At 34.7% G+C, this 17,029-nt stretch carries 6 protein-coding genes; all 6 read right to left on the reverse strand.

Translation table 11 applies throughout. The features are described from left to right. Nucleotides 1–148 precede the first annotated feature (148 nt). A complete protein-coding gene (locus BW946_RS10175) occupies nucleotides 149–3,958 on the reverse strand; it encodes a TIM-barrel domain-containing protein (protein WP_076596079.1) in 3,810 nt (1,269 codons plus the stop codon). Nucleotides 3,959–4,208: 250 nt separating this feature from the next. Continuing rightward, on the reverse strand, nucleotides 4,209–7,301 hold the full coding sequence (locus BW946_RS10180) for a M60 family metallopeptidase (protein ID WP_083688847.1): 3,093 nt from the start codon (nucleotides 7,299–7,301) through the stop codon (nucleotides 4,209–4,211). A gap of 390 nt (nucleotides 7,302–7,691) precedes the next feature. Next, entirely contained in the window at nucleotides 7,692–9,344 is a 1,653-nt protein-coding gene (locus BW946_RS10185) for a RagB/SusD family nutrient uptake outer membrane protein (RefSeq protein WP_076596081.1), read from the reverse strand. A 19-nt stretch (nucleotides 9,345–9,363) separates the two neighbouring features. Beyond that, nucleotides 9,364–12,255 carry a SusC/RagA family TonB-linked outer membrane protein gene (locus tag BW946_RS10190; protein ID WP_083688848.1) on the reverse strand — a complete coding sequence of 964 codons (2,892 nt, stop codon included), beginning with the start codon at nucleotides 12,253–12,255 and terminating at the stop codon, nucleotides 9,364–9,366. Nucleotides 12,256–13,274: 1,019 nt separating this feature from the next. Then, nucleotides 13,275–15,203: a glucosamine-6-phosphate deaminase gene (gene nagB, locus BW946_RS10195; protein WP_076596082.1), complete on the reverse strand. Its 1,929-nt coding sequence runs from the start codon at nucleotides 15,201–15,203 to the stop codon at nucleotides 13,275–13,277. A 93-nt stretch (nucleotides 15,204–15,296) separates the two neighbouring features. After that, on the reverse strand, nucleotides 15,297–16,211 hold the full coding sequence (locus BW946_RS10200; protein WP_076596083.1) for a nucleotidyltransferase family protein: 915 nt from the start codon (nucleotides 16,209–16,211) through the stop codon (nucleotides 15,297–15,299). Nucleotides 16,212–17,029 lie beyond the last annotated feature (818 nt).

The raw sequence follows: 17,029 nt of genomic DNA on the forward strand, positions 1-17,029 counted from the left end.
TGAGGAAACATTCTGAACCCAATGTATGCCTGTTTTTGAAAAAGGCTCAGATTATAAAATCCAAGCCTTGATTTTTTAGCTTACTCATTTCTTGAAATCTTGTCAAGAAAATGTAAATTCTTTCTCCTGCTTTTAATCAATTTTGTTATTAAAAGTCAATAGAATTCAGTGTTTTATCAACCAGCAATCCGTTAGTAGCTTTTATATTAAATGATCCGTTTCGTTTTGCTTTAAATTTAATAATGAATAAATCTGCTGTTCCTTCTAAGGGACTTTTTTGTCCTACATTAACCAGCGTAGGATATAATATCTTCTCTTTGTTGGTATGCAGTCTGTCATAAGTCAGGTTTTCCATCTGGCCGATATTTAATGGTGTTATTCCTATGTATTCCAATTCCTGCTGGTTATATGGAATAGCAAAACTCAATGCATTTACAGATTGCAGATTACTACCTTTTACTACTACTTCAACAATATCATTCTTAGCATATTGCTGTTTTGAAGCAGAGGCTGTAATGCTGCCTTGCAGTGGTTTCAATTCTTCATCGCTTACTCCTCCATCTATTTTTGTAGCGACGTTAGAAATATCAAATGCATCAATGAAGCCGTTCTTATTTATATCCCCATGGCTAATATATCCTTCAAAATCAGAATCTCCTTTTCTCAGACCTGTATAATTCATATATGAAGTAAAGTCATTCCTATCAATTTTCTGATCATTATTGATATCGCCGGGAAGCAAACTTGAAGATCCGGGAACTTTGAATATATATAATTCGTTTCCACTACCAAAGTTTTTGAAAGCACTGCTGACTTCAATCTTCATAAATCGTGTGGTAGGATGGGTGGCGAAGTCTAAAGATTTATTTATGTTATTTCTATCCCATGTAAAAGAGCCAAGTTCTGTCCAGTCTTTTTTATTATCACTATACGAAATTTTACCATTCATCCATACTCCGTTATAGCCGCTGTTTCTAGGGATATATTCTAATTTACTGATGGTGTTGATGGAGCCTAAGTCTAAAATTATCTCAAAAGGAACTTTGCTTTTTTCATAATCCGAATGCCAGCCTATGCTCAGATCCTGATCAAAAAGATTTTCTATGCCTTCTCCTTCCTGACTTGGAATTGTAACGGTAGCTTTTATGCCTTTAATGGCAAATTCGTAAGGGTTTTTACTGGTTCGGGACGAGAAAGAAACCCAATCAGAAGTATTGGTTTTATTTACGGCTCTTAATTTGAAATCATATTTCGTTTCAGGAGCCAATCCTTCAAACAAGAAAGAGGTATCTTTTATATTACTGTATACCATATTGTTACATAATATTTCATAGTAATCAGCATTAGGGATTTTATTCCATGATGGCAATATAGAATATGCAGTGTTTGTATTTTCTGAAGTGATTGGCTTTAAAGCTTCTGCAAATGCTCCGGAGTTATTTTTTAATTGGTTAGAATTGGTAAACTGGTAATCTTTAATGATAAGCTCTACTTTGTTTTTGCTTATATCGGTAATTTCTGTTTTCACCCAAAGTTGTGGATTTCGGGTAATCGAAACTTTTGAAAACTCAGAATCTTTTGTAGAGAAATTATTGAATTCCGGTTTGCTGTTGTAAAAATAAACGTTGGTGGCATTATTAAATTCATCTAAGGTATTTACTGTATTCAGATTTATATTTTTACCTCCAACAGAAAGTTTTACACCGGATGGTTTTTTAGTAACATTAATTATAAATTCTGTCATTTTTTCTTTTTCAAAACCATTAAAGTTACCTTGAGTAGGAGAAATACTTATTGTTGCTGTATTTTTAACTACCCTACTTTCTATAAGGGTGCTTACAGATTCATTTTTCTTATAATTTTCGGTTATGCCATCATCATCATATTCTGTAAAACTGGATTTCTCTGAAGGATACACTTCATAAATTCTTAATTTTTTATTGATTTGATGAACGTTGTTGTTGGGATTTACCATCGGAATAATAGCGCCTGGCTTCACAAATAGAGGAAGTTTCCAAATTGGGGCATCGAAATGATTTAAAATAATCCCTCCCTCATAAGTTTGTCCTGTAAAGTAATCAATCCAATTGCCTTTAGGAAGGTAAATATTATTTCTGATATCATTTCCTTCTTTATCTATTTTTGTGGCCTGATATACTGGAGCTACCAGAAAATAAGGTCCATACTGGTACTGATACTGAGTAGATTTCCCTAAAGTATATTCATTAACCTCATCTAAAAACATTGCTCTGATGATTGGCAATCCATCTACGGCTTCCTTAGCTATACTATACGTATAAGGCAGCAGGGTGGATTTCAATTTTAAATAGTTCCTGTTAATAGAAGCAGCGGATTCACCCAAAGCATGAGGATACTTTTCGTTTGCTCCCCAGCCATCCATGTTGAGCTGCATAGGGGTAAAGGTTTTCCATTGGAAATCCCTTGTATTGATAATCGCGTTTTTCCCGCCAAAAATACCATCCATATCCGAAGTAATGTTAGGCTGGCCAGACAAACCAGAACCTATATAGGTAGGAATATGGAATCTGATATATTCCCATTCGCCACCCGTTTGGTCTCCTGTCCAGATACCGGCATATCGTTGTGAACCAGCCCAACCGTCCAGCGAAATGATAAAAGGACGGCTCCCGTTACCATAGCGTGGTATTATCTGAGCCACATCTGAAATGCCGTTAAGCCCGAATGAGTAGCCAGGGCCTACCCAGGCAACATCCGTTTTTAGGACTCTTACGCCTGCGTCACCCACTTCTTTTATGATATCTCTCTGCAAAAGAGCACTTATTCCTTCTTTTGGATGCAAATCAGACTGTGTCCACAATCCTATTTCTACACCGTTTTTTCTGGCATAATTTCCGAGAGATTTTAAGTTAGCTATATTGCCATCCAAGGTTTCTGTCTGTCCGTATCCTGCACTGTAACCATCATTTGGCAATATCCATCCTAAAGGCATATCTGCATTTTTATAGCGGTCTATAACGGCTCTGGCAGAAAACTGATAATTGTTTTTTTCTCCATTTAAAGATTCTTTAACTCCTCCATTATCTTTTTGGCTTTCTTTATATCTTTTTCCGTCTTCAAATAGGATTCCTTTATCATCTTCTTTCCAATAATCTCTATTGTAGGCATTAAGATGACCTTCATAAAAACCAAACTTAGGTAAAAGTATGGGGTTTCCCGTGAGCTGGTAAAAATCATTCAACAAAGATTTAGGATGATCATCTACCATAAAAAAAACATCCAGGTAATCAGTCTCATGAGCCAGTTTCACTTCATTTTTATTTTGTTTACCAAAATCATAATATCCTTTTTTGAAAGTATGCCACATAAAACCATATCCATTTGTAGACCAGTAATAAGGATTTGGAGAGGCTACGCCACCATCAGTCCAGTTATTTTGATTAACAATTAAAATCGTATTTCCTTTATGAGAAAACCGGCCGTTTTGTACACCGCCTCCATAGAAATATTCATCTTTTCCCTGAGATAAAGTAAGCACTGCTTCTTTGGAATTAAATTCAATGGGAGCCATAAAAGAAAAAGCCTCTTTATTAAGGTTCAGGTTAAACACTTTAAATAAAGAAGTTGTTTTGTCAATTTCTATTTTTATTTTACGAGTAGAAATAGAAATAGTCTGTGGTAAATTGTTGACTGCAATTTCTTGTACTTTTTTTCTGGGCTGATCTACCAAAATCTGAGCGGGAGGTATTGCTTCAAGACTTCTTACTTCTCCACCTTTGGGATCGAAAAATAACCGAAAGATATTTTCTCCATAAAAATCTATTACTATTTTTTTATTGTCAGAAAGCAAAACTTCTACTGAAGTTTCTCCTTTCCCAGCAACATTTTCAATTTTTTGAGCCTGAGTTTTTCCAATGAAGAAAAGAAAAGAACTCAGGAGTAAAATCTTTTGAATTTTTGAATTTAAAACTGCATTCATTTACCTTGATTTTATTTATTAATTTACATTTTATACTACTCTAAGAAATTAAGATTAAAATCAACTTTTAAGATAAAAACCAATTGTAACCCAATGCTATTCAAACACTTTCAAAAGTAGTTTTTTTTGTTAAAAGAGTAGCTCTCTTTTTAAAAACATGGATAACTTATTGAACGATTTCGTTTAAAAAGCTACCCATATTTATTTTAATAACAGACTAATAAAATCTGTGTGCTTGTATAATCACTGTTTAATTTTTAATCAGCCTGGTTTTATAAACCTGACCTTTTTCGTCTTTTACAGAAACAAGGTATATCCCAGAATTGAATGTGCCAAGACTGTTATTGATATTATCATTGAGGGTTTTAATATCTCCTTCAGACTGCAATACTAAAGATCCTGATAATGAATATACAGACATTGTATATTTTCCTTTTGAATCAGCCAGTTCCAGTTTCACGGCATCTGATGATTTCGCAGGATTAGGATAAATCATCAGTTTACTTACTTTATTTACTTCAGGAGCTGCTGAAGTTTTTGCTTTAGAGGCTGCTGAAATTTTTGGATATACCAATATTTTGCTCCCGTTATAGCCTACAGCGTACACTTTAGCTGATCCTGTGGGATATTCTATTATCGTAGTGTGGTTTGTGGTATCTCCAATACCTGCCAATGATATTCTAGCCAAAGCACCATGAGTATCATAAACTTCATATGCTACAACATTTTTCCATACATTAACCTGGTCTACTTTAAGCTGAGGACCTGTAGCAGTGTTTAATAAAGTAACTCCATTTCCGGTGGTTCCTGATAAAGGGAGCTTATCTCTGAATACTTTTACGTTATGTGCATTAATATAATTCATTACCGGAGAGACGGGCTTAGGGTAATTTTTTGCTTTAACTGCTGCAATGGTAGCATCAATCATATTTTGCGTAACGGTAATATTTTGTACTCCATAATCGTTTATGTTTATATTGACAGGTCTTAGGAAACCTGCATCGGTAAAAAAGTCTGTGAGATCTTCTTGTACAGCATCACAAGTATTTTTAACAAATTCCATAGAGAGCTGTCCGTTGGTTAAATTGGCAGCGTCTGTGTTTCTTGATTTTTCTGCTACATTACCATACCAATGTGCATAGTCTACCCCAGATGCAGGTGACGGATGTTCTTCATCTGTAAGGGCAAGCCCTCCTCTGGCTGCGCCAGCCACCTGATAATACAATTCTAATTGCCAGAATGGACGGAAAATAAGAAAGTTATAGTCCTCAATATTTTCAGCAATAGTCCTCAGCACGTTTTTCTTACCTATAAGAGTATAATTTACACTTTTATTTGCTTTACCCCCTTCTAGTTCTGCTCCGGAGTCAGTTGTTTTAAATGGTTCTCTTTCTAATCTTGGTACCCCTTTACTCATTGTATATTCATTCCAAGCAGAGTAAATATTATTAGTTACTTCGCTTAGCCCTATCCAGCTAAGATTCGGTCTAATTTGATTTACGTGTCCTAGTTCGTGCCCCACGCCCCAGTAATCCATATTACTGACAGAGGTACAGCTAGCAGGTCCCCAAGTTAAATCAAAGTGAGCTCCAGGATTATATTGAAACCAGCCTCCTTTGGATTCAGTATATGCAAATTGGCGATTTTTTGGTGATTTACCATATTTAAACAATCCCATTAGTATTCTTTGTTGTCTTATGATATTATCATAAGCGTTGATGAATTCAGCAGGATTATCCGGAACATATGTCCTTAAAGCACTTTTATCAAATACCAGGTGAATATATTGGCCTCTGATATCTAATTTATGGGAAGCATTATTTAGCAATAATGTTTTCCATTCCGCCGCAGTAATAGTTGCCGCAGAATCAAAATAGCCATTTAAGGTGCCTGTAACAATATTAATTTTAACTGGAGGCAAAGCACTGTTATCATTGTAATAACTGATATATCCTAATCCTCCTGTTTCACTCTCAATAATATTTAATCCTGCTTTAAGAGGATATGATTTTTCCGTAAATTTTCCTTCGTTGGCAAAATTGTGTACTTTTAAAAATACAGGACCTGGGGCACTGTCCATAAATAAAACAATTTTAGTATTTGCCTTAAATACAATTCCTGTCATATTCTCAAATGAATCATAAGCATCTGTTTTTAATGCATTCCGGGTAGTCTTTAAGGTAGGATATACTTCATATGATTTTACTCTGTATTTTTTATTATAGGTTTTACTAAAGAGACACTGAGCCAATGCTTTATAAAAAGGGTTGGTAATTCCGTCTATAATTTCCTGGGTAACGCCCGGCTTCAGTTCAGAATAAATGTTATCTGCAAAAATATCTCCATAAGGAAGTACTTTCTTAGGATAAAACGCCATTTCTGCACAGCTCGCAAAATTATTCAAGCCATTTTGGACAACAATTTTAATATTGGCTGGAGTAATAGTAGATGGAAAATGAACATCTGTAATTGCGCCAGTCATACCAAAATCATAATTCATAAGTGGTATGTAAGTGGTATTGCTTATTGTATTATATAAAATTGATACTTTTCCGAAAAAACCATTATTCTGCCCGTCCTGTCTTGGGATATAGCGCAAATAGCCTATAGGCTTTGTCCCATTAAAGTGATAGTTTAACGTAATAGGAAATACATTGGATGTTGGCTCCCACTCAGAGTGATAAAATGTGGAAGTATCTCCATCAAAGCTCATTTTTAAACTATTATTTCCTTTTTTAGTTTCTTTACTGGAAGCAAAAGATCCTGCTGCTATAACGGGTACTTTTACGTTATTGGTTACAGCAGACAGACCACCAATTGGCGGTTTACAATCATCTATGCTATAAACAGGCGGTTGTTGAGATGAATAAAATTTCATTTCAGCACAACTAGAGAAATTACCTCCTCCTTCTGTTATGTAAAGCCTAATAATGTAAGGTTTAGGTATGGGTGATGACGATAGATCTATCGTCTTCTTTTTATTGTTTTCCGCCCACACAACCTGACTTTTCTTTTGAATGAAAGTAGTAGGATTGTCCTGAGTGGAATAATAGACATCTACTTTTGTCCAGATACCATTAGTTTCTGTAGCTCTTGGTATATATTCAAGTTTGTTTATACTTTGTACATCTACAAAGTAAAAATCCAGTTGATCCGGAATACCGTTGGCATTCCATAAGGAGTGGTAGGTTGTTGCGTCATTATCATCAATGCAATTTTCTACTTCTGAACCAGGTTCAGAAGGCTGTAATGATGTTACTTTATAGGCAGTTATTTGGTATTGTGCTTTCGATAAAGAAAACAACATACACAACATAATTAATGTGTAAAACTTTGCTTTCATTTTTATTTTTGGATTAAAATAGCAGACATAGATATTATGTCTGCTAACATATTTATTGATTAATTTTTAATCAGTTTACAGTTATAAATCTGATCTTTTTCACCTTTTACAGAAACAAGATATCTTCCAGAATTGAATGTGCCAAGACTTTTATTGATATTTATTAAGGGACTAATACCTCCTTCAGATTTCAATCATAGAAAATCCTGATAATGAATGTACAGATATCTTAAATGACCTACTTCTAGTTTAAGGTAGCTGATGATGATTTCGCAGGATTAGAGTAAATCATAGTTTACACTTATTTTATTTACCTCAAGAACCTGCTAAAGGAATCGGATATACCCGTATCAGAAGTATCATAAACTTCATACTCATCTTTTATGTATATTAATATCCTTTTGCCGCCTGAGCTTCTTTTAATTTTGGATTTAAATCTACCGCAGTCTGAGGGTAAGGGAATCTGTAAAACTTATCATTCCATACTCTTTTTGCAACCTGTGTATTGGTAATGTCATAAATGGTTTTCATTACATTTGGGGCAATCTTCCATCTTCTGATATCGTAAAATCTGTGTCCTTCATTCGCTAGCTCTATTCTTCTTTCATTTCTGATAATATCCCTCAAAGTTTCCTTGGTCTGTGTTCTGCTAATTGCTGGCATCCCTACTCTAGTTCTGATTTTGTCTAGTGCATCATAAACAGAGGCATCCGGCCCATACAATTCATTTTTTGCTTCAGCATAGGTAAGTAATACCTCTGCATAGCGAATCAGCATAAAATTATTACTCGCATTTAAGTTTTCATCTAATGAGTTATAATCTGCCATTTTTTTGTAGTTATAGCCAATTTTCGATGTATTGTTTCCTCCTTTGCTCCATGTGAACAGCTGGCTTGTTCCAAATCCCTGCAGGTAAGACCAAGGCCCATTGGGGTGCATAATACTTGCATATAAACGGGTATCTCTGTTTTTAAACTCGTCCAGATAGGCATCATTTGGATTTCCATCATTATAGTTTGAAGCTCTTACAGCATCAGAAGGGGGTGTAAATGCCGTTCCATCTTTATTCCAATAGGCATTTACCAAATCAATTGTTGGGGTTATAGAGCTCCATCCACTCTCTTCATTGGGCAATAGGAGAAGGGTCATGGAATTACTGTATGTTCCTTTTGAATCAGGTACATATTGAGCTTCTAAAATTGATTCTATACTGCCCTCATTTTTTGCCCAGAATAACGCCTGATAATTACTTAAGCCTTTGTAAAAATTATCTTTATCTGTGGCAGAAGTAAAGGTAACAAAGCTGTCATAGTCTGTACTTGTGTCTATTGAAGCCATATTAAAAAGACTGTACGTTCCGGAGTTCATTACCGATTGAGCAGCCTCGTAAGCTTCTTTGTATTTTCCTGTGTATAAATATACTCTTGCCTTAAATGCCAATACTGCGCCTTTTGTTATTCTACCCTTATCCTGACCAGAGGTATAGGTAATTGGTAAATCATTTTCTATAGCACTCAATTCACTGGTTACAAAATTATCAATTTCAGCTTCAGAAACAGGGGTAAGGGAGGCATCATCTAATTCACCTGATTTTTGCACGAGTGGAAGCGCTCCAAAATACTGGGATAAATCAAAATAATTGAAAGCTCTTATAAATCTGGCTTCTGCTTTATATCTGCCTGCCAAATTTTTGTCCATGGGAATTTTATCAATATTCTCTAAGAAGGTATTTACCTTCCTAATGGTAGTAAAGTCATATCCGAAATCTTTAGAAGGCAGTATATCTCCTGCAGAAGCATCTACTGCATTTGTTTCCCACGGATATTGAGCATATGAATTATCGGTAAAACTATCGTTGTATAAGCTGCTATAAGCTGCTCCAGACAGGTATGCATAAATGCCGTTTAATGCCATGGTAGCATCTTTTTCAGTTTTCCAAAATGTATCTTCTGATATTTTGTCTTCCGGAAACCTATCTAAATTACAAGAACTAGTCACTACAGCTAGGGAAACTGATAGTAATATAATTTTTATTTTTTTCATTTTTTAGATGTTTATTAAATTAAAAAGTAGCATTTATACCAAACGATATGGTTTTTAAGTTTGGATACGTGGAACGGTCACTTGCCATTTCAGGATCAAAATCTTTTACTCTTTTGTCTCCTCTGAACGTAAAGTAATTTTCTAAGTTGGCATATATTCTGAATTTTTTCAATCCTATACGGCTAATGGTTTCCTGAGGAATGGAATATCCCAAAGTAACAGACTTAATTCTAAAGTAACTGGCATCAAAAAGCCAAAAATCTGAAGCAACACCAATATTCTGAGTTCCACCTCCAGACGGCAAAACCCTATGGTATAATGCATTAGGATCTGGATTCTCAGGAGTCCATCGGTTATCCAGGACATATTGTTTTGCACCTGCCCCATTGAAAAATGCCTGAGAAGATTCTTTATCCAGATATACCTGAACATTCTTTACCCCCTGCCCTACTATGTTAAGATCAAAATTTTTATATCTGCCTCCTATGCTTAGTCCATAGGTAAAACTTGGTACGTCATTTCCTATAACTGTCCTATCATTCTCATCAACAACTCCATCTCCATTAATATCCACATACTTTATATCGCCAGCCTGAGAAGAGCTGTATAACTTAGGATAATTATTATTAATATCCTCCTGGGTTAAGAGACCAGCAGTTTTGTATCCGTAGAAATCGCCAATTGAACCTCCTACTTGTGTTATCCAGTTATCTTTATACAGAGGTTTGCTATTGATAAGTGAAAGAACTTCATTACGGTTTTTAGCAAAATTAGCATTGATATAAAAGTCCCCATTTTCAAAATTCTTATTGTATCCCAAAGTAATTTCTATTCCTTTATTTACCACATCACCCGCATTTATAGGAGGTGTTTGGTTTTTTACCGGATCACTGTCCATAATTACCCCTGTTTCATATGGCAATTGATTGTTCATTAAAGCCCCTTTTGTAAGACGGTTATATACATCTACCGAGAAAGTGAAAGTATTATTGAATAGAGATCCATCCAGACCAATATTTTTGGTAACAATTTTTTCCCAGCCTATACCCGAAAAACCAAGCTTACCTGGTGATACTGAACCAACAATAACATTCCCCAGAACTGTAGAATTACTATCCATATAGGTCTGGCTGTCATAATAACCGATGGTATTGATAGATCCGGCACTACCATAGGAGCCTCTTAATTTTAGTGTATTGATAAAATTCAGGTTTTTAATAAAATTCTCTTTATCTAACCTCCAGGAAGCCATAACTGCAGGAAAATACCCCCACCTGTTTTCCTTAGCAAAACGCGAAGAAGCATCTGCTCTTATAATCCCTTCTAAAAAATATTTTTCCTGATAATTATAATTGATACGTGCGAAAACAGACTGGAAAGCATATTGGCTGGTATTAGATTTCAATTCATCTAAGGTTCCGTCAAGGGTAGAAAGAGCACTTAAAGAATGCAATCCATCTTTTGGTATATTAGATTTTCTACCCTCTATTATTCTACGTGTATAGTCTTCATAAGAAGCCCCTCCCAAGACTTTAAAATAATGTGATGATATTTTTTTTTCATAACCTACCAAAACCTGAGTATTAAGCAATTCATCTGATTCCCATTTTTCATGATAGTTATTAACTGCTCTTGCCGTTGCAGCAATAGGAACTTTAGTTAAAAAATTGTTTACAGGGCTTAGCGTATTTGTAAATTCACCTAAACGATAGTTCCAGTTTGAGTAGCTGATTTGGGCATCTATATTTAATCCTTTTACAGGAGTATAACTGGTGGATAATGCTCCCATAAATTTTTGATCATTTGACTTGGAATCTCCTCCTTCTATGTTATTTCTTATAGGATTGGTATTCGCAAATGTATTATCTACTTTACCTGCATTTATAGATCCCCACCATCCGTTGGATTGCCTTAATGCCATAGTAGGAGTTATTCTTGCCAGTTCTCTAGTATTAATACCACCTCCCTGATCATTGATCATTTGTTTGATAAACGATATATTAGAATTGACGGTAAATTTTTCACTTAATTTAGAGGAGGTATTTGCCCTGAAAGAATATCTGTCCATACCTTTTGTAGGGGATAGAGACTCCTGTTTCAGATATCCTAAACTTGCGAAATAACGAATTTTATCTCCCCCTGATACGTTAATCTCATTATTTAGGAGGTTTGCCATTTTTCTATAAGTGGCTTTATACCAGTCTGTGTTAGGGTATCGATCAGGGTCTGTGCCAGCAGCTGTAAGATCGATTTGTTCTTGCTTGTATTGAGAAAAATGACCGACACTATTATCTGCGTTGAAATATGCTTCATTTTTTAGTTTCATATATTCAACAGCATCTACATACTTGGGTAAATAAGTGGGTGTCTGATAGCCATTATACATATTATAACCTATACTCATCTTCCCTCCGCCGCCTTTTTTGGTCTCGACAAGAATGACACCATAGCCAGCTCTTGTACCATAGATTGCTGCTGCTGCATCTTTTAATATGCTTATGTTTTCAACATCAGCCGGACTCAGCCTGGAAAAGTCTGCAGCACTAGAAAGAATACCATCTATAATATAAAGTGGCGAATTACCCGCAACACTTCTTCCCCTTACATTTAATGCGGGTACAGAACCTACATCTCCTAAAGAAGATTTAATTGTAACTCCGGGTAATGCACCTTGTATACTCGCTGTTAAGCTTGTTGTTGGGCGGTCCTGCAGTATCTTTTTATCAACAGAAGCTATAGATCCGGAAACAGTTCCTTTTTTCTGTTTTCCATATCCTACCAAAACAATTTCTTCCACATCTTTTACTTTTTTAGTGATAGAGTCTGAAGGTTTGTTTTTAGTTTTCTGTGCATCCACTAATGTTATAGATGACATTAGAAGTGCACTCAAAATAATAGTTTTTTTCTTCATGTTTTATTAAGTTTATTAAAATGTTATTCTATTTAAGGGTAGTTGGCTTCTTACCAATCTTTTTTATAAATAAGATATGATAAGAAAAATCTAAAGGTTTTATATTACTCTTTGCTCTTCAAATTCTATAGAAACAAATGACTATTTCAGTACTGTTTTCACATTTAAACAATTGTTTCTATTTTTTCGTTTGTTCCAGCATAATTGGAAAATATGGAAAAGGAAACCTCCTGATGATCCACAAATACTCTATCTATTTTCTTCTTATTTTGTTTGATTGCAAGTCTTGTTTGAGTGTGAACTAACTATTGCTATAACATTAACTCTATGTTACTCAAATGTAGAGTTTTACCTCATATCTCCATACTGGTAGCCACCAGTTTTTGTCACTTTACCACCAGTTTGAAAAGTATTTGAGTAGGTTTAATCCTATTGATTGGGTTATGGTTTTCAGACTTTAGTTCATTCTTTTCTTCTTTTTGAGAAAAAAAGCCGTTTAGCTTATTGATTTTTTAAAGCATAAAATAATAATGGGCGGAAAAAATCCACCCATGACCGCCTTCTGTACTGGTCAAAAAAATTATATCAGTAAAGAAATTAAATATATATTAAATTTGATTTAGAGATTTGTATTTGTGAAGAATTACGTCCTGTCAAAGCATAAACAGAATGTAAAAAATTTAAAGTACAATTACCGAACAACTTTGCAAACAGCCCAAAACATCTGCTATGTATTGTTGAAATACAGGCATAATACTTCCTTCACAAACCTTTAGGAAGTGAATTTCTTCTACAGAATTTACTGCATATAAAAAACTTTGAGCTTTTTGTTTACGCTGTTTATTGCTAAATTCAGAACTTGCTGTATACGAATATCAAAAGGTCTGCCTGGGTTTCATATTTTCCCTATACCTACCTAAGCAAAGTTAAAACATTCTTTTTGTGTGATTTATAAAACTTCAACGCTGTCTTTTATTGTGAGAAAATATATTTTTTGATTAAGAAAACTGTTTTATTTTTTAGAATTCCCACCTTACAAAAGCTTCCATGGCAGCATAAGTGGCAAGTCCCATTTTATGATAAGTCTCTGCTGTTTCCCTGTTTCTTTCTTCTGCTCTTTGCCAGAATTCTCTCATATCTGTTCCCTGAAATACGACTCCATCTTTTTGAGATTGATGCTTGAAAATCCCATAGCGCTTTTCCAAAATTTGGTCCGGGCTTAGGGGTACTGCCATTTCTATTTCTTCTATAGACCACTCTTTCCATGCTCCTCTATACAACCATAACCAACAATCTTTCATGTATTCCTTCGGTTTTAAACTTTTAACAGATTCAAAAATAGCATCTAAACATACTTTGTGCGTTCCATGAGGATCTGCTAAATCACCAGCTGCATATATTTGATGGGGTTTTACTTTGTCTATTATGTCTGTTACAATTTCTATGTCCTCTTTGCTCAATGGTTTTTTTTCTATTCTGCCTGTTTCATAGAAGGGCATTTCCAAAAAATGAATCCGGCTGTCTGGTATTCCCACAAAATAGCAGGTAGATCTTGCTTCTCCTTTTCTTATTAAGCCCTTTATATGTCTTACTTCAGGAATGTCTATATCGCTATTTTTCTTATTCTGTAAAAATCTGACTGCTTTTTCAAAAATCTTTTTCGCTTCACCATTTTCTATACCAAACATTTCATTGTAATCACACACAAAATTCGCAAAACGCAATGCTTCAGAATCTGCTACAGCTATATTTCCAGAGGTTTGATAGGCTACATGAACTTCATGCCCCTGCTGATGTAGTCTTATGAAAGTTCCGCCCATACTGATAATATCATCATCCGGATGCGGACTGAATATAAGAACTCTTTTCTTAGCCGGGGTTTTTCTCTCCGGTCTATTAGTATCATCTGCTCCTGGCTTACCTCCAGGCCAGCCAGTTATGGTATGTTGTAATTTATTAAAAATTTGGATATTGATATCGTAGGCAGGTCCTTTGTCTGCAAGCAAATCGCTCATTCCGTTTTCTATATAATCAGAATCGGTGAGCTTTAATATAGGTTTTTTTATTTTCTGGGCTAGTCCTAAAACGGCTTTTCGGGTCAATGCCTCCGTCCATTCTATTTTTTCTACCAGCCATGGAGTATTAATCCGGGTAAGTTTATGAGCTGCTCCCTGATCCAGTACAAAAGCAGCGTTTTTATGTTCCTGCAGATAGGAAGCCGGCACCAGGTTGGTAACAGGCCCTTCTACAGACTCTTTTATAATATTTGATTTAGATTCACCCCATGCTAATAGTATGACTCTTTTCGCTTCCATTATTTTCTTTACTCCCAATGTAATAGCTGTTCTGGGAGTATTTGACAGTCCTAAAAACTCATTGCTTGCAGCTACTCTTGTGATATGATCTAATGCTACAAGACGGGTTTTGGAGTTTTGTAAGGAGCCTGATTCATTAAACCCGATATGACCATTACCGCCAATGCCTAAAATCTGCAGATCTATCCCGCCTAAAGCTTCTATTTTAAGTTCATATTCAGTACAATAGCCTGCTATTTCTTCTTTGGATAATGTTCCGTCAGGAATGTGACAGTTTTCAGGCAGAATATCTACTTTATCAAACAATAATTCTTTCATAAAGCGGACATAACTATGTATAGAATCCGGTTCCATAGGATAATATTCATCAAGGTTGAAAGTAACTACATTTTTGAAGCTCAAGCCTTCCTCTCTGTGCATACGTACCAATTCGGCATATAAACTCTTGGGAGAGGAACCTGTTGCCAGCCCTAAAATACAAGGTTGTTTTTGAGACTGCTTTACCCGTATAAGATCTGAGATCTCTTTTGCCACAGATTTTGAAGCTGAAAGCGAATCCGTGAAAATAACTGTTTCTATTTTTTCAAATCTTTTCTCAAATCCTGTAGAGGAATCTATTGTGCTTTTTAACATATTAGTTTGGTTTTGGATAGTGCTAAAATTAAATTTATATATAGAATTTGTATTTCTAAATTTTTAATTAACTTTTTCAGTTAGAAAATTAGATTATTCCCATAAATTCTCTGGATAAAGCTTCTTCATTCTTAATTCTGAAATATTTTTTTGTATAATTTTTTTATCTTCAGGATAGGTAACTCCAAACCACTTGTTGTTAGATTTCAGTAATCTCACGTTAACTTTTCCAGATGCTATACTGTCGGCAACCAAAGTTGGCAAATAGTATTCTGCTTTTAAACTCTGCTTGTTTTCTTCCAAAAAACGCTTAAAAGAATCACTGCCAAATTCAAAACATTTTGGTGTAAATCCCCAAAAATTCATTGATACGGTTACATCCTCTTCAATTGCTGTAAAGCTCTCATTTTCTTCTTTATACCTTAATCCGTTTTCATTTTTCTCGATATGTGTTCTTTCTGTGACGTTTAATAAGTTTCCATTAAAATCTACATCACATATTCCTCGGGAGACATAGCCATGGTCTGAAACCGTATTTTTCAATAAATAACCTATCATACTAAAATTATAAGAATTGATATCTGTTTCTTTTAGAAAATCATACATCGTCATAAAGGCATCTCTTCCATAAAAATCATCGGCATTAATAATGGCAAAATTTTCGTGCACCACATCTTTAGTAAGTAATAATGCCTGCCCAGTACCCCATGGTTTGGTACGTTCTTTATTAAGGTATTTTTCTGGAACAGTATCTATTTCCTGAAATACATATTCTATTTCGGCTTTACTTTTTATTTTTTTCTCAAACATCTCTTTAAATTCCTGTTCAAAATTCTTACGAATAATGAAAACAAATTTCTTAAAACCTGCTTGCAATGCATCATATAAAGAAAAATCTATAATAGTATCTCCCTGTGGAGTAAATGTGTCTATCTGTTTGAGACTTCCGTATCTACTGCCCATTCCGGCTGCTAAAACTATTAGTGTAGGTTGGTGATTTGTATTCATTTTTTTTAATGATGTTATTTAAAATTCCTTAGTTTTTATAAAATTCCTTCGCAGGTATTACCTTAAAAACAGTGTAATTGAAACCTTTACAAGCCCGATATTTTTATATCAAAACGATTGAATATAGAACGAAAGCAGAAATTCTCATTTTGGGGTTGGAAGATTGTGTACTCTTCCACTTTCTATTACAGCTTTCTCAAGTATTTAGACATCTTTACCGGAAACCCTTCTTTTGTCAAAATTAAGAATTAAAACAACTGTACAAACCTGTACCTACCTGTTTCTGAATGTTCACTACCAGTTGATTTGTTTTGTCCTGAAATAGATTTATTAAACGACTAAAAAATCAATGTTTCGCTTAGTTCCGCTACCGGACAAAAGATCATTAATGATCTGGGTAATGCTTTTAAAAAAATTACGGATAAAAAATCGTATCCAATCGGGACAAAAATAACTTCTCCGGATCAGACGCTAGAAGTATTTCTTCGAATTTTTTTAGCTTTCCTGAGAAGACTGTAAAAGTCCTTTGGCTTCTGATTCCGGAGAATTATTCGATTTTGAATCCGGGATTGTTTGGCAATCCAAAAATATAATGTGTTCCTATTGAAATCGCCTTTCTTACAGGGTTTATTTTTAAATTTCTTTTAATTTTTTTGTCATTTCTATTTTATTAACAAAGCTATTTCCAGACAAGTCAACTGGTAGTGAATATTTAAAAACAGGTAGGGATTAGTTTGTTAAATTACTTAAATTCTTAATTTTGAAAGAAGGCTTTCAATATAAATGTACCACAAACTAAAAACAGGAATGCAATGAGA

Origin of the sequence: Chryseobacterium sp. RU33C (genome assembly GCF_900156015.1) — a bacterium.
Classification (GTDB): Bacteria; Bacteroidota; Bacteroidia; order Flavobacteriales; family Weeksellaceae; genus Chryseobacterium; species Chryseobacterium candidae.